This window comes from Pseudarthrobacter linnaei (genome assembly GCF_055412825.1).
Window position 1 is genome coordinate 138,028 of record NZ_JBVAYX010000009.1, and the last position, 22,140, is coordinate 160,167.

The following is a 22,140-nucleotide window of genomic DNA, read 5'->3' on the forward strand; positions in this document are numbered from 1 at the left end:
GGGCGGAATAAGGACCACAAGTGATAGGGCAACGGGGTTAGTTCCGGTTTTCCGGCGGCAGCGCGACCTGGAGCTTGCGGACCTTGCCGCGGCCCACGATGTAGCCGCGGCCGGGGATGAAGTCCGTGCTGACCCGGCCCAGCGAGGTGCTGAGCAGGCTGTCGCCTTCGATGTCGCCCGGGTTGAGCAGCAGGCCCCGGCGGCCGGACTTGAACGGCTGCGCGAGGGACCAGGCCGAGGACCAGGTGGAGGTCTCGGATTCGCCCACCACCCACTGTTCGGCCTTGATGGAGGCGGTGATGAGCCGTTCAATCCCGGATTCCGCTCCCGTGTCGGTGAAGTCGGTCAGCCCCTCGATGAAGATCGCGAGCTTGCCCGGGGTGCCGGTGGAGTAGTCCACCAGCTCATCGATGGCTTCCTCGACGTCGTCCGGGCCCACCATGGAGCGGTCCCAGAGCTTCAGGGACGCCGCAGCGGAGCGCCGGGAGCCGATGTACAGCAGTTCGACGCCGGGGTTGGAACGGCGCAGCGCGTAGGCCAGGGTCACCAGGGCCACGGTGCGGCCGGAGCCGGGCGGGCCTGCCAGCAGCAGCGGGCCCTTGGCCAGGATCTCGGCGGGCTGGAGCGTCTCGTCGTCGACGCCGATCACCGGCAGGTCCGGGCTGCCGGCGGGCAGGATGTCGAGGTCGATCTGGTCCGGCAGGCGCTCGATCTGCGGGGCGCGTTCGACGCCCTGGCGCAGCATGGCCTCGGTGAGTTTGTGCACCTCGCGGGCCTGTACGGCCAGGTTGGAGTTGCCGCCGAGCACCGCGAGCTGCACCTCAAGGTTGCCCAGCAGGCCGCGGCCCGGAGGCGAGGCCTGGCCCAGGACGTCCTTGGGCACATCCATCGACAGGTAGTCGTCCTCGGAGGAGAGCCGCAGCACCAGGCGGCGCTGGATCGAGGCCAGCAGCGACGCCGGCACGGAGTTGGGCCGGTCCCCGCTGACAACGAGGTGGATGCCCAGCGGACGGCCGTCAGTGGCCAGCTGCAGGAAGATGTCCCACAGCGCCGAGAGCTTGCTGTATTCGTAGGCCTCGCGGAACGCGGACATGCCGTCCACCAGCACGAAGATCCGTTTTTCCTCCGGCCGTTCGGCGATGGTCCGGTACTCCACGATGGTCGACGCGCGGACTTCCGAATAGCGGGCAGCGCGGTCATCGGCGAGGTCCCGGAGCCAGCGCAGCAGCCGGCCGACGCGTTCGACGTCGTCGCCGTTGATGATCTCGCCGACGTGCGGCAGCTCATCGAGCATCTTCAGCCCCGAGGAGCCGCAGTCGATGCCGTAGACGTTCACCGGCCCGCCGCGCGGGGTGACCGCGGCAGCGATGGCAATGCCGCGCAGGGCCGCGGACTTGCCCGAGCCGCCGGTGCCGTAGATGGCCATGTTGCCGTCCCGGTCCGGCTCGTAGAACACCGTGGGCTGGTCCTGGTGCGCGGGGTCGTCCGCCACCCCGAGGAGCAGCCGTTCGTCCGTGCGCGGGTTCGGCAGCCGGGAGAAGTCGTAGGTGGTGGCGAGTTCGTCCAGCCAGGGCTTGCGCGGCGGGTCGATGGAGAGCACGTCGGCGGCCTTGATGATGTTGGCGGTCATCCGGGCGATGTCGTTCAGGCCCGCGGCCTCTTCCTTCACCGGAGTCTCAGGCGCCGGGGCGGCCCAGGCCGGGCCGGAGCCGAAGGCCATCTCGACGATCTCGATCTGCGGCCGCTGCGGCTTCTCGGTGGTCCAGCCGCCGGCGTATCCGGTCTGGAAACCCTGGATCCGGCCGGGGCCGGTCTTGGCGGCGCCGCGTCCGGGAATGGACGGGTCGAAGTAGGCAGCCGTCGGCACGCCAAGGATGTCGATCGCGTCATCCACGTCGGCCATCCGCAGCGCCACCCGCAGGTTGGTGTTGGCGCGCAGGCTTTCCTTGATCACGCCGGCCGGCCGCTGGGTGGCCAGGATCAGGTGCAGGCCCAGGGACCGGCCGCGGGCGGCGACGTCCACCACACCGTCGACGAACTCCGGCACCTCAGTGGCGAGCGCCGCGAACTCGTCCACGATGATGATCAGGTACGGCGGCGCTTCCGGGTCCGCTTCGCGCTGGAGTTCCAGCAGGTCTTTGGCCTTTTTCCGGTTCAGCAGCCGTTCCCGGTAGTGCAGCTCGGCCCGCAGCGAGGTCAGCGCGCGGCGGACCAGGTGCGGGGAGAGGTCAGTGACCAGACCTACGGTGTGCGGCAGGTGCAGGCAGTCCGCGAATGCGGCGCCGCCCTTGTAGTCGACAAAGAGGAAGCTCACCCGGTCCGGGCTGTAGGCGGCGGCCATGCCCATCACCCAGGACTGCAGGAACTCGGACTTGCCGGCGCCGGTGGTGCCGCCGACGAGGGCGTGCGGGCCCTCGTTCTTGAGGTCGAGGTAGAGCGGTTCGATGCCCTTGGAGCCGACCAGGGCCCGGAGCGTGCCGTTGTCCTTGCGGTTGGGCACGGCGGAGGCCCGGACCGAGTTGTTTTCGGTCCAGCGCTCGGCCACGGCCGCCGGGTTGTCCAGGAAGTCCTTGCCGATCAGGGTCGCGTAGGACACGGCACGCGGCAGGTCGGAGTCGTCCTCCAGCGGCTTGCCGACGTCGACGACGGGCGTCAGCATGCGGGCCAGCTGGGCGGCAAGGCCGGCGTCGAGGCTTTCGCAGCTCACCGGGAAGGCGTGCCGGCCGAGCCGGACCTGGCCGGTGGTGGTGCCGTGGTCGCCGTCGACGGCCATGAAGTCCCGGCAGGCGGCCGGAAGCTGCTGCACCGAGGACGCCACCCACATCACGTGCACCCCGGAGTCCGGGCCCCGCTCGAGGACCCGGGTGAGCCGGCCGCGGTCCACCGGGGCGTCGTCCTCGACGACCACCAGCACGGTGGGCAGCAGCGGTTCCGGAAGGTCCATGCTGAGCGGGTCGACGCCGGGCCGCAGAGCCGGGCGCGGGGTCTGGGAGGCGGCCTCCCGCTGGTCAATCAGGTCTTCCAGCCGGGACAGCAGGGCCGAACCGCCCGCGGGGCCGGCGGCGAGGTGGTCGCCGCTGAGCGGGCTGTGGCCGGAGCCGACGTGCGGCAGCCACTGCAGCCATTCCCAGCGTTCCTTCGACTGCGCCGAAGTGATGGCGGCCAGGACCACTTCCGCGGGCGAGTGCAGGCCAACGAGCTGCAGGACCATGCCGCGGGCCACGTCGTCGACGAGGCCGCGGGACCCGGCGAGGCCGAAGGACCCGGCGGAGCGCAGCTGCGAGACGATCGGCACGCCTTCGATGTCCCGGAACTGCGCCATGCACTCCTGGATTTCGGCCATGTATTCGGCCTCGGTGTCGTTGCTGTTGGGCTCCTCGAACTGGATCCGCGAGGGCGCGGTGCCCAGTCCGAAGCGCAGTCCCAGGAAACCGGTGTGCTCGGGCCGGTGGGTCCAGAGCAGCGGGCCGAGCTTGTAGATCGAGTCGACCGTGTCGCTGACCGAGGGTGCTTCCTGCAGCCGGACCGAGCGTTCCACGTTTTGCAGCCGGGTGATGTCCGTCCGGAAGGCGGCCATGGACTCGCGGAACTGCTTGAGCTGTTCCTTGCGCTCCCGCTTGGCCTGCAGTTTCTGGTCCACGTAGTGGCCCACAATGAACAGCGGCATCATCAGCATGAACACGACCGACAGCACGTTACGCGTGACGGCGAACAGGATGCCGCCCATCATCAGCGGCGCGAGCAGCATGATGAACGGGAACGCGTGGTGCTCCTGGCGTTTGGGCCCGGCCGGGAGCATCCGTTTCTGCTGCTCGAACCGGGGCACCACCCGCGGCGAGCGGTTGAAGTCGATCAGCGGCGAGCTCGGGGCGGAGCTGTGGCCCGTGCCGAGCGAGACCACCGAGACGGTGGTGTCGCCCAGGGCCACGGTGTCCGAGGAGTTCAGTGTGGCGCGGGTGACCGGCAGCCCGTCCATCAGCAGCCCGTTGGCCGAATTCGTGTCCACGATCTCGACCGTCTCGCCGACCGTGATCCGGGCGTGCCGCTTGGAGGTCAGCGGGTCCGTGAGCCGGATGTCGACGTCGCGGTCCCGACCGATGTAGCTCGTGCCCGACGGCAGCGAGAATTCGCGTCCGACGTCCGGCCCGGAGAGCACGCGCAGCGTCGCCGCGGCCGGTCCCCGGTTCGCGCCGGGCGTCTCGAACTGCTCGCTGAGCTGGGTCAGCGAGACGATGGAGCCCGGACGCAGCCCGGATTCGAGCAGGTTGTCTTTGCGGTCCAGGATGCTGCCCTTCATGCCGCCCGCGGCGAAGGCCTCCTCGATGCTCAGGGACAGGGTCGACGGCGGCGGGGTCCCCCGCCGTGCCGGATCGGCCGCCCAAAGCTGGGTGGCGATGTCCGCCACGGTGGCCAGCCCGTCAACGGTGACGGCGAGGTCTTTGGCATCGGCCGGATCGCGGCGCAGCGTCAGTCGGATTCTCACGCTTGGTGAACTCCAGTCAGTTCTTCAGTCATTTGATATACGGCGGTCCGCTTTTCGGCGGGCTGCTTTCCAGGGGTCTGCTTGTCAGCGGGCTGCTGTACGGTGTCGTGCTGTTCCAGCAGATGCAGGTCCGCTGGGGTCACCAGGTGGGAGGTGACGGCGTGTTCCACGAGCCGCGCGCGGCGGTTGGTGGCGAGTTTCCCGCCGCCGCCCCGCAGGCCAGCGACCCCCACCTTGTCGAGCTTGTCGCACACGTTGTCCAGCTTTCTGTTGAACCGGGTCAGGGCCCAGCCCAGGGTTTTGGCGGCGTCGGCCGAGGACGGGATGGCGCTGAAGCCGGTCCCTTCCCGCCGCAGCATGGGTTCGGCGAGGGCCACAATCAGGGCCTTCTGCGAGGTGGTGAAGAGCACGGGGCCGATCGTGGTGTCACCGCCGCTGTCCTCGTCCCGGGATTCCTGCCGGAACGCGGGGGTCCGCAGGTGCGCGGCGAACTCGTAGGTGGTCGGGCCCGCGGTAAAGATGACGTTGGTGTGGCTGAAGACCAGAGGAATCCGGGCGCCCGGAGAGAGCCACGCCTGCATCCCGCCGGAGGCATCGGCGATGGTCGCGGAGAGCATGCTGCCGACGTTGCTCAGCCACCAGATGCCGTCATAGCGGGCGATCTGCAGGAACTGCCGGTGCAGGTACGGGTTGTCGTCCACCTCCAGGTCGCCTTCGCGGCCGATGCTGAAGACGTCCTCGTCCGAGGGTTCATGCCACTCGCCGCAGAAATCTATTGCCAGATCCCCCATAGTCCGTGCCTTTCTGGAAAGTCGTTGGTACTGCTAGTTCGGGACGCAGGCGATGGAATCCGGGCCCAGCGGCGAGGAAGCCCCGTCACTGCGGACGATCATGACCTGGATGCAGCTGGGTTCGGCCGGGTTCGCTGCGATTTCAGCGGCGGGCCCGGCGGACGACTGGTACTCTCCCCCGCCCTTGAGCGTGTGGACCCGCCATTTGTAGCTGTCGCCGGTTTTTGGCTGCGGGTTGGTCCAGCTAAAGCTGACCTTCCCGGCCGGACCGGCCGCCCCGGCCAGCCCGGTGACGTCCGGCACGGTGCCGTTGTCCAGGGCATCCGCGGGCGGTTTACTGACCTGGTCCGTGGCTTTAGGCGCCGGCTCGGGCCGGGTGGTGCCGGCCACGACCCCGAGGGCGACGGCGGCCACCAGGACGGTGCCGCCGACAATGGAGAGCAGCAGCTTGCGGTGGCCGTGGCCGGCCGGCTGCTCCTCTGCCCCCGCGTCACGGTCACTGGCGGGAGCCGCCGCGCTGGAACGGTTAACGGTGGCCGCAAGGTCGTCCTCGGAGGCGGCATCACGGGTGCCCGGAGTCCGTGTGTCGCCGGCCCGGTCGGCGCCGGGCGGAGCGAAGCCGGGCAGCGCCGGGCGCTGCCCGGTTGCATTGTTGGAGGCGGTTGATTCGTTGAGGGCGGTGGCGTTGTTGAAAGCGGCGGCGTTGTTGAAGGCGGTGGCGTTATCGAGCGTGGACCGCGTGTCCGTGCCGGGGAACCTGGCCGGGAAGGTGGGGGCGTTGCCGGTGGCGTCCGGATCGATCGCGGCGACGCTGCGGACCCGGGTTTCCTCGAAGCCGTCGTCCGGCTGGTTTTCCTCGGCGCCCGGCTCCTCCAGGACTTCGAACGATGTCACGGAGAGGTTCAGTTCGGCCTGGATCCGCTGCAGGGCCAGCGCGAAGGCGTGCGCCGAGGAGTAGCGGGAGGAAGCGGACTTGGCCATTGCGGTCGAGAGCGCCAGTTCCAGGGATTCCGGCACGTCGGCGCGGCCCAGTTTCGGCACCGGCAGGTTCGTGATCCGTGAGATCAGCTCACGCTGGGAGTTGTCCGCCCCCGGCAGCACAAACGGGGACCGTCCGGCCAGCAGGGTGTAGAGCGTGGCGCCGAGCGCCCAGACGTCCACCAGGACGCCGTCGACGTGGTGGCCGGTGAACTGCTCCGGCGGGGACCACGGGATGGACATGCCCGCGTCCTCGTCCGCGTCCCCGGCCAGGGTGCCGGAGATGCCGAAGTCCGTCAGGGCGGGCCTGTTGTAGTCCGTGACCAGGATGTTGGCGGGCTTGATGTCCCGGTGCGCGATCCCGGCCCGGTGGGCGGTCTCGACGGCGGACGCCACCTGGATGCCGATGGCCAGGACCTCGTCCACGCTGAAGCGCTGCCGCCGGTAGCGGACGTCCAGGCTGGGCCGGGAACAGTACTCCATGGCGAGGTAGGAATGCCCGGAGTCGGTGATCTCGGCTTCAAAGATCGTCACGATGTACGGGTGCGAGGACAGCTGCGCCATGAGGTTGGCTTCGGATTCGAAGCGGCGGCGGGCACCTTCGGTTTTCAGGTCCGAGAGCAGGACCTTGACGGCCACTTTGCGGCGCGGCCGGTCCTGTTCGTAGAGATAGACATCGGAGAAGCCGCCGGAACCGAGCAGGCTGATGTACGTGAAGCCCGGGATGACTGGCGGCGGGGCCACTGGCCGTTTTGAACTCACGGGATCTCCTCAAAGCGCAGCGAGATGCCGTCGCCGACTTCTGCGATGTCACCGTCGAGCAGGATCGCCATCTCGCCCTGCGCCAGCCGGCGCGGGGGCTGGCCCTCGCGCACGAGCACGGTGCCGTTGGTGGCCTTGAGGTCGCACAGCATGACGTGCCAGCCTTCGAGCCGGACCTCCACATGCGAGCGGGAAATGTCCCCGCTCGGGCTTGCCACCTGGATCAGTTTGGGCATCACGGCGCCCTGGACGCGCGAGACCGAGGGCTGGCGTCCCACGATGAGTGACTGGTCAAGGTCGATCAGCTCGCCGGTGGACAGCCGCATCCTGCCCAGGCCGGGCCGCCGGACCTGGACACCGTCGCCGGGCAGCGGCTGGCCGCAGCGGCCGCACTGGGAGTAGGTGGAGGGGTTGGCGTGGCCCTGCGGGCAGACACGGGCCAGCACCATGGGTCCGGTGGCCGGTTCGGTAGCCGGCCCCGTGGGCGGGCGCTGCGCGCCGGCCCCTGCGAGGTCACTCTTCATGATCGTCTGGCCGTCATGGTCGGCATCAGCTTCGGGCTGAGGGTCAGGCATTTGCGGGACCGGCGGCTGCGGAGCCGACGGCGGCAGCGCCGCGGGGGCAGACGCGAACGCCGGCGGGGACGCCCGGGAGGCCCCGGGCACCTGGGATGTCTGGGACCGTCGGTCGCCGCCGGTGTGCCAGGGGACGGAGTCGATCAGCCCGGTGGGCAGCGCCGGGCGCGGCGGCGCGGGCGGTTCCGGCGCGGGAGCGGGGGCAGCCTCGGGTTCTGCGGCCTCCATCGCGTCGGCCGGTGCCGGCTCTGCGCTGGTGGAGTCGGCGCTGGTGGAGTCGGCGCTGGTGGAGTCGGTGCTGCTGGAGTCTGCGGCGGACTCGACCGCGGGTTCGGCGTCGGGGTCCTCGCGGACGGCGGCGTCTTCGATATTGCGCATCACCGTCTGTTCCCAGAGGTGGTCGTAGCTGCCGGTCGGCTCCTGTTCAGCCGGTTCCGGAGCCGCGGCCGGCTGCTGCGCGGACGGTTCAGGCTCACGCCCGGCCGCTGCGGTGTCGGAGTCCGGCGCCACTTCCGGTTCGGGTTCCGGTTCGGGATCGGGTTCGGATTCGGATTCGGGATTGGGATTGGGATCAGAACCGGGGACCGGTTCCGGTTCCGGTTCACCGTGCAGGGTTCCGCCGAGTTCGAGGTCCTCACCGGGGAACTCCAGCACGGTCTCCGCGGAGGCACCGTGCTCGCTGGGCCCGGCCGCGATGTCTGCTTCGGCGGCTGCCAGGACTTCGTCCTCCACTGCCGCGTCGGCCACCGCCGCGTCCTTCACCGCCGCGTCGTCCGCCGCTGTTTCGTCTGTCGCTGCCTCGTCCCCGGCCGTTGCCGCGGCGTCCGCTGCAACCGGACCGGCCATAACCGCCGTGGTCGCCGCGGCAGGGGCCGCCGGGGCTGCAGACCGGACGGCGACACCGGTGAAGTCCACCCGCAGGCCCTGGAGCAGGACCACCCCGTCAGCCAGCGGCAGATCCGCAGCGGCGCCGGTGGTGCGGGCGGCGTCGGCACCGGGGACGGTCAGGCTGAATCCGTCGGCCGCTGCGAAGCGCCGTTCCGTCCAGGTGGTGACCTCGCGGCCGCTCAGGTCCACCGGGCCGGAGGGCAGGTCCACGGTGAGGTCGATCTCGCCGCGCAGGAACACCTGGATGGAGCCGCGGCAGGCCACGATCGCGAACCATGGGAGCCGGGCGAGGGAACCGCCCGAGGCCGATGACACGGCATCAAGCACCTCATGCGCCTCGGGACCGGTGGCCAGCAGCTCCCACAGTGAGTCCACCAGTGCCGGCGCGCTGTCCGGGCTCAGCAGCACCACGGTGCCCGAGCGCACCACTCCAAGCCAGCTGCCGGGAGTGTAGCGCGCGGCAGCTGCGGGGTTACTTGCCATCATGCGGGTCCTTGCCCTGTCCTCCAGAAGCCTGTCCTTCAGAAACCTGTCCTTCAGAAACCGGCACCTCGGAAACCGGCACTTCGGAAACCTGTTCCCCGTTGGGCGCCAGGTCCAGGGCATCGGTCCTCGGCAGGGTGTCCTCGTCCTCCGCCGCGGCGGCGCTGCGGGGCGCGGTCCGGGCGGTGCCGTCGTCGTTGTTGACATTGGTGGCATCCACGACGATGCAGGTGACATTGTCCCGGCCGCCGCTGCGCAGGGCTGCCTGGATGAGTTCATCCACGGCTGCCTGCGGTTCCGTCTGGGAGCGCAGGATCCTGGAGATGTGCTCGTCGTCGAGTTCGCCGTTGAGCCCGTCGGAGCAGACCAGCATCCTGTCCCCCTCCTCGATGGGCAGCAGCCAGTAGTCGGCTTCAATCTCGTCGCCGGTGCCAAGCGCACGGGTGACGACGTGGCGGCGCGGGTGCACGGCGGCCTGCGCCTGGCTGATCTGTCCGGCGTCCACGAGTTCCTGGACCTCGGAGTGGTCGACGCTGACCTGTTTCAGCTTGCCCTGCGTGAGCCGGTAGGTCCGGGAGTCGCCGATGTTGAGGACCAGCCAGTACGGGACCCCCATCTGCTCCACCACCACAAGGCCGGACAGCGTGGTCCCGGCGCGGGCGCCGGTGGCCTCGCGGATGCTTTCGTCTGCCATCAGCAGGTGCTCCTGCACGACGCCGGCGGTCGCGTCCCGCCCGCCGCTGGCCAGCTGCGGGATCCGGGCAAGCGTGCGGACGCAGATGCCGCTGGCAATCTCACCGGCCTCGTGCCCGCCCATGCCATCCGCGACAGCGAAGACGGGATCGGAGGCAATAAAGGAATCCTCGTTCATTTCGCGGCGCAGGCCGCGGTCCGTGCCGTAGCCTGCGTTCAGCCGCAGGCCCGGGGGGCTGCCCACAGCCGGCACGGGGACAGCGTCGGAGTTAACTGGGGTGGGAACGGCGTCCGGCTGGGGAATCATGCCTGTCCTAAGTAGAAGGAGCGGTCACCGAAGTGCACGGTGGACCCGGGGCGGACGTGGGTGGGCTCCCCCGCCGCGAGGGCGGTACGGATACCGTCCGGAGTGGTGACGGAGCTGCCGTTGGTGGATTCGCGGTCAGTGACCCAGACCCCCCCGTTGCCGGCAAGCAGGTGCAGGTGCGTCTTGGAAATGGAACGGCCGGGATCGGCGACCGGCACGAGCTGCGCGGTATCCTCACCGGGGTGTGCGGCGGGGTTCCGGCCGATCAGCACGGTGCGGTCCAGTTCGATGTCGCGGCCGTCGTCCAGCCGGATCCGGAGCATCGCCACAGTGACCGGGGCGTGTGTATCGCCCCGGACCTGGGTACGGTCGTGGTCGTCGTCGGGGTGCGCGCCCTGCCGGAAGCCCGTGGCGGGCGGCGCGAACGATGCGGCGTGGGGAACGGGCTGCTCTCCGGCGGCGGGCCGGTGGCCGACGGCGGGCGCGGGCGCTGCGGGCGGCTGCCACTGGTTGGGATTGCGCTCCGCCGGAGCCGCCGGGGCAACCGGGGCGGTGGCCGGCGCGGCAGCTGCGGCGGCCGCTCCCGCTGCCAGCGGCGACAGGACCTGCTGCACCGGGGGGAGGTCCATCGGCGCGAAGCTGTACGGGCCCTGGATGCCGCCGGTGGTGATCGGATTGCGTCCGGCTTTGATGTCGAAGACGAGGGTCTTGGCGGCCGTATCGTGCCAGCCGCGGAGGTGGCCGTTGCGGTCCCAGGTGTTGGAGAGCACCACGAGGACAGCCCAGGCCGAGCCCAGGGACAGGAGCGGTCCCAGCACCAGCAGGGCGACGCCGAACCACTGGAAGATCACGACCGCGGCGGCGGCGGCCACGGCGATCAGCACGCCGGCGCCGGTGATGAGGCCGCGGAGGAACACCGCTCCCCCACCCGGGGCGCAGCCGTCGGCATCCGTGCTGCGGATGCCCATCAGCCGGTTGCCGGGGGTCGCGCCGGAACGGGCTTCGAGCGTGGCGAGAACCGCCGTGTAAATCAGCGTGAGGCCCGCGCCGATGCCGCCGAACAGCACCAGGGACGAGGTGTCATAGACGATGAAGCCCCCGCTTTGCCTCCTGGTGACTCCGGCGAAGCCGATCGCCAGCAGGATCGCCAGGATAGTAACCGGCGGCAGCCAGTCCAGCACTGCGGCCCCGAGCCGCTTTCCGGCAGCGGCAGGAACCAGTTCAAGCTTGGTCGGCATGGAAGCTCTTCCCCCTGGTTCGCGGCCCGTGGCTGGACCCTGCGTTACGGGGATACTACCGGGGATCAAGCCGGTGTGCCCGGCGGTGGGGTTCCAGCCGTCCGCGCCGCCGGGACCCCGCGGATGGATCTCCTGCGGGTCCCGGGCCGCGGGAGCCTCCCGCACATTGCGGACGTTCCGCGCGGAGCGGTTGCTCAGTGGCGTCCCGCAGGAGGTGCAGAAAGCGGCCCCGCGGCGGAGCGGCTGCTGGCAGCGCGGGCAGAGTTCGGCGTCGTCGGTCATGGCGTGTTGCGGTTCTCCCTGGCGGTCTGGCTGTTGTCGGCCGGGGTATTGGCAGCAGCGTCAAGGTCGGCTGCCGCCGGCGGACCGGACTCCACTGTACCGGCAGGCCTTTCCGGACCGGGGGGCGCCGCGCGCATCCGGCCCGGCTGTCCGGTCCGGCCTGGCTGGAGGCCCCGCAGTTTGAGCGCGGCCTGGCCGTCGGCCAGCAGGGAGCGCGGCGAGAACCGGGCCCGTTGCCGGCCCCAGAAGCCAAGCGTTCCGGTCATCTCCTTGAGCGAGCCGTCCACGGTCTCCCAGTACTGCCGCACCTGGTCCTCGCTGGGCTGGCCGGCGCCGAAGATCGCCGCATCGGCCCGGTTGGCGAGCAGCGTGGTGGTTCCGCCGGCGGCCGGGAACGCACCGGCGAGCACGACGGCGGACTCGCGCCGGGTGGCGCGGCTGTCCACCCCGGCGCCGAGGTCCGTCGCGAGGCTGACGACTTCGTTCCAGCCGCCGCCGACGCGCTGCGCCGGCGGGCCCTCGCTGAAGCGGACCTTCCGACGGCGGGACTTGAGCAGTGCGATCAGCAGAAGCGGCAGCGCCAGGATCGCGATCGGGATGAGCGCCAGGCCGACCGCCGCGAGGAGGGGGCCCCAGAAGAGCCAGGGGTTGTTCTTCTTCTCGTCGGCATCGAGCGCATCCGGTGAGGAGTCGGGCGGAAGGTCCGCGGGTTCCTGCGGCGGGGGCGGCGGCTGCAGCACCTGCGGCTTGGGCTTGGACTTGTTCTCCGGATCCGGCGGGATCGGCACATTGTCCTTCGGCGGGGTGGGATCAAAGGACACCCAGCCCACGCGGTCGAAGGCGACCTCGACCCAGGCGTGGACGTCCTTGCCGGTGATCTTGACTTCGCCGGCGCCGTTTTCAGGGCTCTTCGGATCCGGGTAGAACCCCATCACCACGCGGGAGGGGATGCCGAGGTGGCGCAGCATGAGCGACATTGCCACGGCGTACTGCTCGTCGTCGCCCAGCATCTGCTTGGCGGTGAGCAGGCTCCGGACACGGTTGGCGCCGTGGCCGGAGACGCTGGGCAGCTGGCCGTCGGCGATCAGGCCGTTGCTGAAGGCGCCCTTCTTCTGGAAGTGGGCCTCGATCTGGCGCACCCGGTCAATAGCGGTGGGGGCATCAGCGGCGAGGTCGTTCGCCTGGGACCCGACGACGGGCGGCACTTCGGCGGGGTCCGGCAGGGACATCGGTGCGAAGTCGTACTGCGTCAGCTGCCCGTGCTCCAGGGTGGCGGGATCGGCCACCTGGACGCGGTAGGCATCACCCTTCGCCAGACCCTTGGTGGTCACGGCCGTGTCCGTGCCGGCGTTGAAGTACAGGCCGGACGCGGCGCCGGAGCTGTCGGGGGCGAAGCTGATGCCGGTGGTCTTGCGGCCGCCGGGCAGGAAGTAGCCCTGATAGTCCTCGATCGTGATGTCCAGGGTGTAGTTATTGCTGGGCACAATCCCGGTGGAGTCGGCCAGGGTGTTGAGGGATTTCGCGTCGCCCACCTTGCTGAAGCTGCCGGAGCCGTTCGGGTCCATGTTGTAGTTCGTGCCGTTGAAGGAGTCGAGCGCGGCGAGGCGCACCCGGGCATCCCTGGGCAAGCCCTTGACGACGAAGAAGTTGTCGTCCTTTTTGTCCTTCACGAAGTTGCGGAAGCTCGCCAGCGGCGTCACGTAGTCCTTGGGATCGAACGGCGGGACGATCGTGTTGCGCAGCACGCGGCGGTCGTCGCTGGCGGTGACCAGCGGGGAAGCGACGGCGGTGACCGCCACGGCGACGGCGATCACCGCGGCGGCGGTGCCCAGCCGGCGGAGCGTGGCGGCCCGGGCGGTGGCCTCGTCCGTCTCCAGCCGGTTGACGGAGACCGTGCGGGTGTCGCTGCGGCGCAGTGCGTCGCGGCGGAAAGTGGCCCAGGCGATCGCGACCACGGTGAGAGAGATGCCGCGTTCCACCGTGAGGAACCCGGCGTTCGTGCTGAAGGCGATGCCGGTGACGAACAGGACAAGCACCGGCAGCAGCGGCCAGTACGGGCTCTTGAGCCGCCAGATCAGCAACCCGGCTGCCAGCGCGGTGAGGAGTGAGCTCAGGAACGGCACAATCAGGGTGCCGCCCGCGGTGCCGACCGGCACGCCGACGGTGAGCATGTCCTTCCAGGCGAACACCACGCCGAGCAGCAGGGTGCGCAGCGAATCGAAAGTGGGCAGCACCCCGGCGAAGGAGGCCTCCGGGACGGCCAGGGCCGTGCCGAGAACGAGGTACACGCCAAGGGTCAGGGCTGCGGTGATCAGGAGCCCGAGCCCGAAATGCACCGCGGCCGCCGCCAGGGCCAGGCCCAGCAGGATGCCGCCGAAGCCCGCGACCAGGTAGTAGGGGTCGCCGCCGAAGCTGAGGCTGAAGCCGAGCACGCCCAGGCCGAGCAACACGGTGAGGGCACCGGCATCGAGCCCGAAGTGCCAGAGCGGCTGGCCGCCGGTGAAGCCGGAACGTTTCGCAGCCGGCGCGTGGTTGCGGGGGCGGAGCGGGGTTGCGGTTCTCATGCTGCCGCCTTCCTCAGCACGATGGCCAGGTCAGAGAGGTCGCCGAGGGTCAGCACGGTCAGGTCTCCGATGGTGGCCCGGGCCGGGGCGGCGCCGGACTGGAGCCGGACGGCGATGGTGCGGACGCCCAGGGGCACCGCGGCCGAGGCGGAGCGCAGCTGGGAGGCGGTGATGTTGCTGCCCACGATCAGGAACACCACAGAGGCGTTGGGGACGGTGTCCGCCAGGCTCCGGGCGAGGTCGACGGCGGTCCTGCGCTGTGCCGCGCCGACGATCCGCGTCATGTCATCGAGCATGTTGCGGCCGGTTTCGCAGCGCAGCGGGCCCTTCTGGGTGAGCACATCGAGGTCACGCTGTTCGCGGATGGCCTGACGTCCGATCGAGGCGGCGGCGGAGATGGCCAGTTCAAACTCCTCTTCGGAGGCGTATTCGTCCGTGTTGATGGACAGCGAAATGGCGAGGTGCGCGCGGCGGGTTTCCTCGAACTGGCGGACCATGAGCTTGTTGGTGCGGGCCGTGGTCTTCCAGTGGATGTGCCGCCGGTCATCGCCCGGCACGTAGTCGCGCAGCGCGTGAAAGGACACGTCGGCGCTGGAGAGGTCGGTGGTGGGCATGCCCTCGAGGTCGCGGATGAATCCGGCGGCTGAGCCGGCCAGCGCCGTGGTTTTCGGGTGCACGAACAGGTCCTCGGGTTCGGTCCAGAGCACCTGGCGGCGCAGCAGGTGCAGCGGGTCGGCGCGGACGGAGCGGACCGGGCCCACCACAATCACGGCGCGGCGGGCGGTGGGGATGGTGAACAGGTCCTCATGGACCTGCCGGGGTTTCATCCGTGGCAGGTGGAACACCGCCGTGGCGGCCCCGACAGGGAGTTCCAGGTCCGCGGCCAGCAGTGGCCGGGCGGAGGTGTTGGAGACCGCAATACTGCCGACGGCGCTGTCCCCCACCGCCACCCGCGTTCGCGCCAGATCCAGGACAACGCCGTAGGAGGAGCGGCCCAGGATGAAGCCGACGGCGAGCACGAACAAGACGAACGCGGCGATCGCTGCCGCCTTGGCCTCCTGCCAGCCGAACGCCTGGCCGACGGTCCAGAGCAGGATCGAGGCCGCCAGCACGAACCAGCCCAGGAGGCTCACCACGGACAGGACCGGCCACACGTAGCGCAGCCACAGCGCGCGGACGGCGCGCCAGGCCGGGGCGAGGGCCAGGCCTGCCGTGCTTCCGGCCTCGGTCCAGAGGGAGCCGGGATGCAGCCGGGTGGGCCGGCCGTCCCGATGGAAGGGCCGTTGCAGGCGTTCAGCAAGCCGGGTCAGCGGAGTGCTGGAGGACATATGGGTGCCTTTGTTCGTACTGGGTGTTTTGGGTGCCCGTGGTGGCAGTCGGTGCTGCCGCCGGCCTGCTAGCCGGTGCTATGAGCCGACGCTTTTAGACGACGGAGGCACGCTGCTGCGGTGCGGCGACCGCCGCGAGGACGCGCGTCAGCACGGCCTCGGGGGTGGCACCGGAGAATTCGGCTTCCGGGTCCATCACGAAGCGGTGGGTCCAGACGACGGCGGCCAGGTCCTTGACGTCGTCCGGCAGCACAAAGTTCCGTCCCTGGCTGGCGGCCCAGACCTTGGCGGCGCGGACCATGGCGAGGGCGCCACGGACGGAGACGCCGAGGCGGGTTTCCGGGGCGTTGCGGGTCTCCTCGCACAGCCGGGCGATGTATTCGAGCACTGCGGTGTCCACATGCGTCGTGGCGGCAAGGTCCGCCATGTCCGCAATCGCCTGGGTGGTGATGACGGCGGTGATGTCCTTGGAGCGGTCCTTGAGATTGGCGCCGCCGAGCAGCTGCACCGTGGAGGCGTGATCGGGGTAGCCAATGGAGGTCTTCATCAGGAACCGGTCCAGCTGGGCCTCGGGCAGCCGGTAGGTGCCGGCCTGCTCGATCGGGTTCTGGGTCGCCATCACCATGAACGGGCGGCCGGCCTCGTACGTGGTGCCGTCCACCGTGACGCGGGATTCCTCCATGACCTCAAGCAGCGCCGACTGGGTCTTCGGCGAGGCGCGGTTGATTTCATCGGCGAGGACGATGTTGTTGAAGATCGGCCCCTTGTGGAACTCGAACTTCTGCGTCTTCTGGTCATAGATGGTCACACCGGTGACGTCCGACGGCAGCAGGTCCGGGGTGAACTGGATGCGGTTGTTCGAACCCTGGACGGTGGCGGCGAGAGCCCGCGCCAGCATGGTCTTGCCGGTGCCCGGGGCGTCCTCGAAGAGGACATGCCCCTCGGCGAGCATTGCGGTGAAGGTCAGCCGGATGACGTGGGTCTTGCCCAGGACGGCCTGGCCTACGTTGGCGACGAGCGTCTCGAAGGTGCCGGAAAACCATTCGGCCTGTTCGGTGGTCATGGTCATGGGGTGGTCCTCTTCTGTTCTGGGTGAATCTGTTCTGGGAGAAAGTGCTGGGTGGCCCGCCGGCAGGGAATCCTGCTGTGTCCGGCGGTAAGTCTAGTTGGACGCATCAGCAGCCGCCGGGGCGGGGTCCGGTGAGGTCCACGGTGGTGGACTTGACGAACCAGCCCGGGTGGCTGCCTTCGGTGACGCGGTACCAAGGGGTGCCGTTGCCGTAGATGTCCTTGGTGCAGTTGATGGCGAGCTTGCCCTCAGCCCGTTCGACCCAGCCGGCGCCGCAGTCCTTCGGCGGACCGGGCGAGTACGTGTCGGTCTGGTTCGGTTTGCCTGGACACGTCCTGACGGTGCTGGCCTCGACCTGGATCTGGGACACCGGAACCGGTGGCGGCGGCTCCGAACCGCTGCGGGAGTTGTCCTGGCCGATCCGGCCGGGCTGGCCCGCGCTGATGGCGCGGACACGCAGCGTCTTGGTTTCGCTGTAGCCGGCACCGGCGGAGAAGGAGCGCTGGTCGGTGTCGACCCAGCCGCCGCCGTCGAGGCTGTACTGGTAGCCGGTGACGGGACGTCCGTTGCCGTTGGGCTGGGTCCAGGTCCAGGACACGGACCTGTCGCCCTGGGGCTTGCTGGCTCCGGTGACGGCCGGTGCGAACGCGAGTCCGTACGGGTTCACCGAAGCCGAGGCGGGGCTGCCGTCGCCGGTGCTGGAACTCCTCGAGGAGACTGCCCAGACCACCACGGCGGTGGCGGTCCCGTTGGGGGCGGCCACCACCCCGCCGCCGGCCGGGATGTTCCCGCTGCCGGCGCCGGACGTGAGCTTGTACTTGTACGTTATTTCACCGGCGCTGGAGCCGTTGCGCTGCTCTGCGGAGAGGGCGGCGAAGCGGACGTCAATCTTGCCGCCGTCGCCGCCGGTATCCACGAGGGTCGCCGACGGCTGGCCCACCATCGCGGGTTTGCCCACGGCGCGCACGGCGGCGGACTGGGCGCTCGTCCCGGAGGTTCCGGCCTTGTTTGTGGCGGACACCGTGAACGTGTAGTTCGCCTCCGAGTTGTTCACGGTGACGTTCTGCATGGTGCCGGACACCTGCTGGGTTGCTACGGGCGCACCGCCGTTCAGGGTTGTCAGCGTGTAGGCCGAAACAGCGTCGCCGTTGTTGTTCGGGGCCGTCCAGTTCACCTTCAGCTGGGTCTGGCTGCCGACGGAACCGGCCTCGCTGGCGCTCGGCGCTGCCGGGGTGACGGGCACACCGGCAGGGGTCTCGGCGGCCGAGTAGCCGCTCCATTCGGAGGGCTCCTTGGCGTCATTGCGGGCCAGGACGCGGACCTTGTAGGCCACTCCGTTCTTGAGTCCCTTCCAGACGTAGTTCACCGAGGTGAGGTTCTGGATCTGGGCGTTCTGCCCGGCTGGTGCCGGGGAGATCTCCAGGTCGTAGGACTTGACCGGCGAGCCTTTGGACGCGGGGGCCGCCCAGGCCACCGTGAGCTGTGTGTCGCCGAACTTCACCGTGGGCGCGGCGGGGGTGTCCGGCTTGACGTCGGGGCGCACTTCGGCCGATGCCGGGGACCGCTCGGAGGTGCCCAGGGCGTTGGTGGCCGTGACCTGGAAGTGGTACTTGGTGTTGTTGGTCAGCCCGGTGAGCGTGCAGGAGTTGGCCGGGCAGTCCTGGCTGTAGCCGCCCTCGCCGGAGACCGTGTACTTGGTGATGGCCGAGCCACGGTCCGCGGGCGCCGTCCAGTTCAGCAAGGCGGTGCCGTCCCCCACGCTCGCAGCCTGCGGTGTGGTCGGCGCCAGCGGCTTGTCCTTGACCGTCAGCCGGATCCGCGCCGTCGCGTTCCGCGAGGACTCCCCGGTCTTGTCCGCCACGGTGTAGGCCACGATCATGGTCCCCGAGAACCCGTCGGCCGGGGTCACGGTGACGGTGTCCCCGGCGACGGCGGCGGAGCCCTGGCCGGTCTCGGTCACAGCCGACACGATTTTCAGTGCCGTCTCCGGGAATGGGTTGGCATCGTTGTCGAGTACCCGCACGGTGACGGGTTTGCCGGCGGCGGCGTTGGGTTCAAGATCGTCGTTGGCCACGGGTTTGGGCCGGTTCGAGGCGGTGGCGGTCAGCTGGTAGGTGGCGGTGGCCTCGAGCCCGCGGGGGTCCTTGGCCTTGACCTGGACTGCTCCTGTGGCGCCGGCGGCGGTGCCGTCCTTGGCGGAGGTCTTCAGGGTCTTCCCGTTGATGTCCGCGTCGAATCCTGCCGGGACACCGCCGACCAGTTCGTACGTCATCTTGTCCACGTCGCCGTCATCGGGGTCGGTGGTCAGTTTGCCCAGGTCGGTCGTGGTGGAGTCCGCCTTGGGCACCTCCACCGCACTGCCCAGCAGCACCGGCGGGTTGTTCCGGTTGGGGTCCGGGAGCACCTTGGTGCGGATGCTGAGGGTGGACTTCAGTCCGGCGGGGTCGTCCGGGCCGGAACCATCGGTGACCTCGAAGCTGAGCGAGCCTGGGCCCACGTAGTCCTGGCCGGCGGTGTATTTCAGGGCGGTGCCGTTGCCGGCCACGGCGTCCGAAGCGTCAGAGCCGATCAGTTTGATCCGGTCGGTCTGGGTCAGCCGAGGTGAGCGTCCTTCACGGACCTTGACCCATTCCTTGAGGTCCACGGTGACGGACTGCCCGGCGACGAGTTCAATCACCTCGTCCTTGGCCAGGGTGGGGACCTGTTGGCCAACGCCGGGGACCCAGATGATGGCGGTGGATTTCTGGCCGTCGAGGTCCTCGACCGTGTACGGGATGAGCTGCGGCTGTTCGGTGAGCTCCACATTCATGGTGCCCTCGGCGCCGGGCCGGGCGGTCTTGGCGTCGGTGGCGATTTTGAGGTTCTCGCCGACGCCGTCGGGGTCCTCGTCGTTCTTGAGGACGGGAACGTCGACGGCGGTCTTGCCGAGCGTCTGGGCGGAGGTCACCCGGTCGTCCCGGGCGATCGGGGCCAGCAGCGGCACGTCTGCCTGCACCTTGACGGCGATGGCGGCCTGCGCCGTGGCGCCCCGGTCGTCCGCCACGGAGTAGCGCACGTTGACGGTCCCTTCTGCCCCGGGGGCGAGCAGGATGATGCGGGAGGACTGCTTGCTGACGGTGGCCTGCAGTTCCGGAGCGGCTTCGATGCCGTCGCTGATGATCCGGATCTGGTCTCCGTCGGGGTCGGAGTCGTTGCCGGTGGCGTCCACGGCGATCTGCCGTCCGGGGCGGACCTTGACCTCGTCGTCCACCGGAGTGGGCAACTGGTTCGTGTCCCCGCGCGGGGCGATGCCCACGGTCACGGTGCCGGTGTTGACGGCGCCCTGCCGGTCCACCACTTTGTAGCGGAAGGTGTCCGTGCCGGCGCCGTCGCCGGCTGCCGTGAAGTCGATGAAGTTGCTGCCCACCGTGGCGGTGCCCATCGCCGGGGTGCTGTCGATCCCGGTCAGCTGGACGGAGTCGCCGTCGGGGTCGATCCCGTCGAGCTCCACCGGTATCCGCACGGACCCGGCAGCCACCACACGGGCGGTGAGGTTCCTGGGCTGCGGGCGGGAGTTTTCCGCGCCCTCCAGCGGCAGGATGTGGATGGTGACGGCCGCGGCGCTCTTCTGGCCCTGCGGGTCGACGGCGTTGTAGATCGCGCGGACGGTCTTGGGCTCCGCGCCGGCGATGAAGCGGAGGGTGTTTTCGGAGACGAAGCTCTTCCCGTCCGTTTCGGGGACGGGCTGCGGCAGGACGGCCTCCACGCTGAGCTTCTCGCCCTGGGGGTGGGTGTCGTTGGCCAGCACGGGGATGGTGACGACGTCGTTGACCCGCACGTTCACCTCGTCCGGTTTGGGCTGCGGGGCCTCGACGACGGCGGGCGCCGGGACGGGAACCACGGAGACGCTGCCGGTGGCCGACTTGGTGCCGTTGGACATGGTGTAGCGGAAGGTGAACGGGTCCTTGGTGCCGACGATGTCGGTGATCCGCAGGACGCTGTGGTCGATCACGCTGACCGAGGCGGTCGCGTTCTCGGGCAGCTGGACGGACTGGAGCACCAGCACGCCGCCGGACGGGTCCGAGTCGTTGGCCAGCGGATCCAGGAGCACGCTGCCGCCGACGGGCATGAGGGCGACGTCGTGCACGGCCACCGGGTTGCCGGCGTCCTTGCCGGATTCGACGTCCACGCGGATCAGGCCCTGGCTGCTTTGCGGGCCGTTGCTGGCGATATAGGTCAGGTAGATGGGACCGGGGGTCCCGCTGCGGAAGGTGAAGGTTCCGCCGTCGGTCACGGGACCAAGTTCGGCGGTGCCGGCGGCTTCCACCTGGGCCAGGCGCAGCGCGCCGCCGTTGGGGTCGACGTCGTTCTTGAGCGGGGCGATCACGAGGTCCTGGCCAACGACGGCGGTGACGTGGTCGGCGTTGACCACGGGTTGCAGGGCGCCCGGAGGCTGGACGTTCACGACGACCTTGCCGGTGGTGGTGGCGCGGCCGTCCCAGACGGTCACGGTGACGGATTTCTTGCCCGGTGCGGCGCCGGAGTCCTGGTAGGTGAGCAGGCCGTCGCGGCGGACCTTGACCTGGTCCTGGTCGTTGTCGGCCTTGGCGTCCATCAGCACGAGGTCGTCGCCGTCGGGGTCGGTCCAGTCGGTGAGGATGTTCTGGCTGAGGGTTTTGCCCTGCTCCACCAGGATGGTGGTGGGCTCGCCGCGTTTGAACACGGGAGGAAGGTTCGCGTCCTGGCCGACGACGTTCAGGGTGATGCTGCCGGCGGCGGAGAGGCCGCGGCCGTCGGCCGCGTTGTAGCCAAAGGTTTCGGTGCCCGGCTTCGCGTCGGCCGGGACGGTGATCTGGAAGGCGGTGCCGCCATAGATGTTTTCGAGGCTGCCGGCCGCCGGGCCTTTGTCGCCCACGGAGGCGGTGAGGACGTCGCCGTCGGGGTCCGAGTCGTTGTCGAGCACGGACAGGATAGTGGTGCGGCCCGGACGGACGCCGACGGCGTCGGGCTTGGTTTCCGGGGGCCGGTTGGGTTTGGTGCGGTCCGGCAGGACGTTGACGGTATTGGTGTCCGCCGACTCCTGGTCCTGGTCATCGGACTGGTTCTTGGGCGGGACGACGTCGTCCCAGTTGTTGACGAGCTGCATGTTCTGGTTGACCAGCCAGACATTGCCGGAATTCACATCATTGAGGACCACCAGGTCCCGGTTCACCCGGAACGCATACGACGGCGACGCACTGGCCTTGGGCACATCCACGGTCTTGTCATCGGCATCATTGACACACTCACGGACATACTTGTTCGCCCCCGACCACGCCGCATGCACACACCCGGCCAGCTGCACCGGCGCCGCCGGAACACCCTGCCCGCCGAACGTGACCGTCTTCGCCGTCGAACCATCCAGCGGCTGGCGCAGCAGCGCCTTCGGCGTCGCGACCGCCACCGCATCCGCCGCCGGACCCGAAAGCTGCAGCTTCGCATCCCGCGCCTCCGCCAACGCCAACTCACGCCCGCCCGGCAGGAACAACTTCCCCCGCCCCGCATCCAGCACCACCGGCTGGTCCCCCACGACCGCCAACTGCAGATCCCCGGCACCCTTGAGCCCGTCCCACGAACTCACCGCTGAATGCGTCACCGCACCCCCGGCATCCACACTCGTCACCGTGACCTGCCCGGACTTCGGATCCGCACTGTAAATCCGGTCATCGGCCCCGACCGCC

At 69.7% G+C, this 22,140-nt stretch carries 10 protein-coding genes; all 10 read right to left on the reverse strand.

Going from position 1 to position 22,140, the window contains the following annotated elements:
- Nucleotides 1-37: 37 nt before the first annotated feature.
- On the reverse strand, nucleotides 38-4,483 hold the full coding sequence (locus ACZYZ3_RS10860) for a type VII secretion EssC family protein (protein ID WP_463963831.1): 4,446 nt from the start codon (nucleotides 4,481-4,483) through the stop codon (nucleotides 38-40).
- Nucleotides 4,480-5,274, reverse strand: a complete 795-nt coding sequence (locus ACZYZ3_RS10865) for a hypothetical protein (RefSeq protein WP_463963832.1) — start codon at nucleotides 5,272-5,274, stop codon at nucleotides 4,480-4,482. The genes ACZYZ3_RS10860 and ACZYZ3_RS10865 overlap by 4 nt, the downstream gene beginning before the upstream one ends.
- A gap of 33 nt (nucleotides 5,275-5,307) precedes the next feature.
- Entirely contained in the window at nucleotides 5,308-7,014 is a 1,707-nt protein-coding gene (locus ACZYZ3_RS10870) for a serine/threonine-protein kinase (protein ID WP_463963833.1), read from the reverse strand.
- Nucleotides 7,011-8,963 carry an FHA domain-containing protein gene (locus ACZYZ3_RS10875; RefSeq protein ID WP_463963834.1) on the reverse strand — a complete coding sequence of 651 codons (1,953 nt, stop codon included), beginning with the start codon at nucleotides 8,961-8,963 and terminating at the stop codon, nucleotides 7,011-7,013. The genes ACZYZ3_RS10870 and ACZYZ3_RS10875 overlap by 4 nt, the downstream gene beginning before the upstream one ends.
- Entirely contained in the window at nucleotides 8,950-9,960 is a 1,011-nt protein-coding gene (locus tag ACZYZ3_RS10880) for a PP2C family protein-serine/threonine phosphatase (protein ID WP_463963835.1), read from the reverse strand. Before ACZYZ3_RS10880 ends, ACZYZ3_RS10875 begins: the two co-directional genes overlap by 14 nt.
- Nucleotides 9,957-11,480, reverse strand: a complete 1,524-nt coding sequence (locus ACZYZ3_RS10885; RefSeq protein ID WP_463963836.1) for an RDD family protein — start codon at nucleotides 11,478-11,480, stop codon at nucleotides 9,957-9,959. Before ACZYZ3_RS10885 ends, ACZYZ3_RS10880 begins: the two co-directional genes overlap by 4 nt.
- Nucleotides 11,477-14,044, reverse strand: coding sequence for a transglutaminase-like domain-containing protein (locus ACZYZ3_RS10890; RefSeq protein ID WP_463963837.1), 2,568 nt, complete (start codon nucleotides 14,042-14,044; stop codon nucleotides 11,477-11,479). The genes ACZYZ3_RS10885 and ACZYZ3_RS10890 overlap by 4 nt, the downstream gene beginning before the upstream one ends.
- On the reverse strand, nucleotides 14,041-15,372 hold the full coding sequence (locus ACZYZ3_RS10895) for a DUF58 domain-containing protein (RefSeq protein ID WP_463963838.1): 1,332 nt from the start codon (nucleotides 15,370-15,372) through the stop codon (nucleotides 14,041-14,043). The genes ACZYZ3_RS10890 and ACZYZ3_RS10895 overlap by 4 nt, the downstream gene beginning before the upstream one ends.
- A gap of 94 nt (nucleotides 15,373-15,466) precedes the next feature.
- Complete coding sequence (locus ACZYZ3_RS10900; protein ID WP_463963839.1) at nucleotides 15,467-16,441, reverse strand: AAA family ATPase; 975 nt, start codon at nucleotides 16,439-16,441, stop codon at nucleotides 15,467-15,469.
- Between the two features lie 106 nt (nucleotides 16,442-16,547).
- Nucleotides 16,548-22,140, reverse strand: a 5,593-nt coding sequence (locus ACZYZ3_RS10905; RefSeq protein WP_463963840.1) for an Ig-like domain-containing protein, incomplete at its 5' end; no start/stop codon positions are given.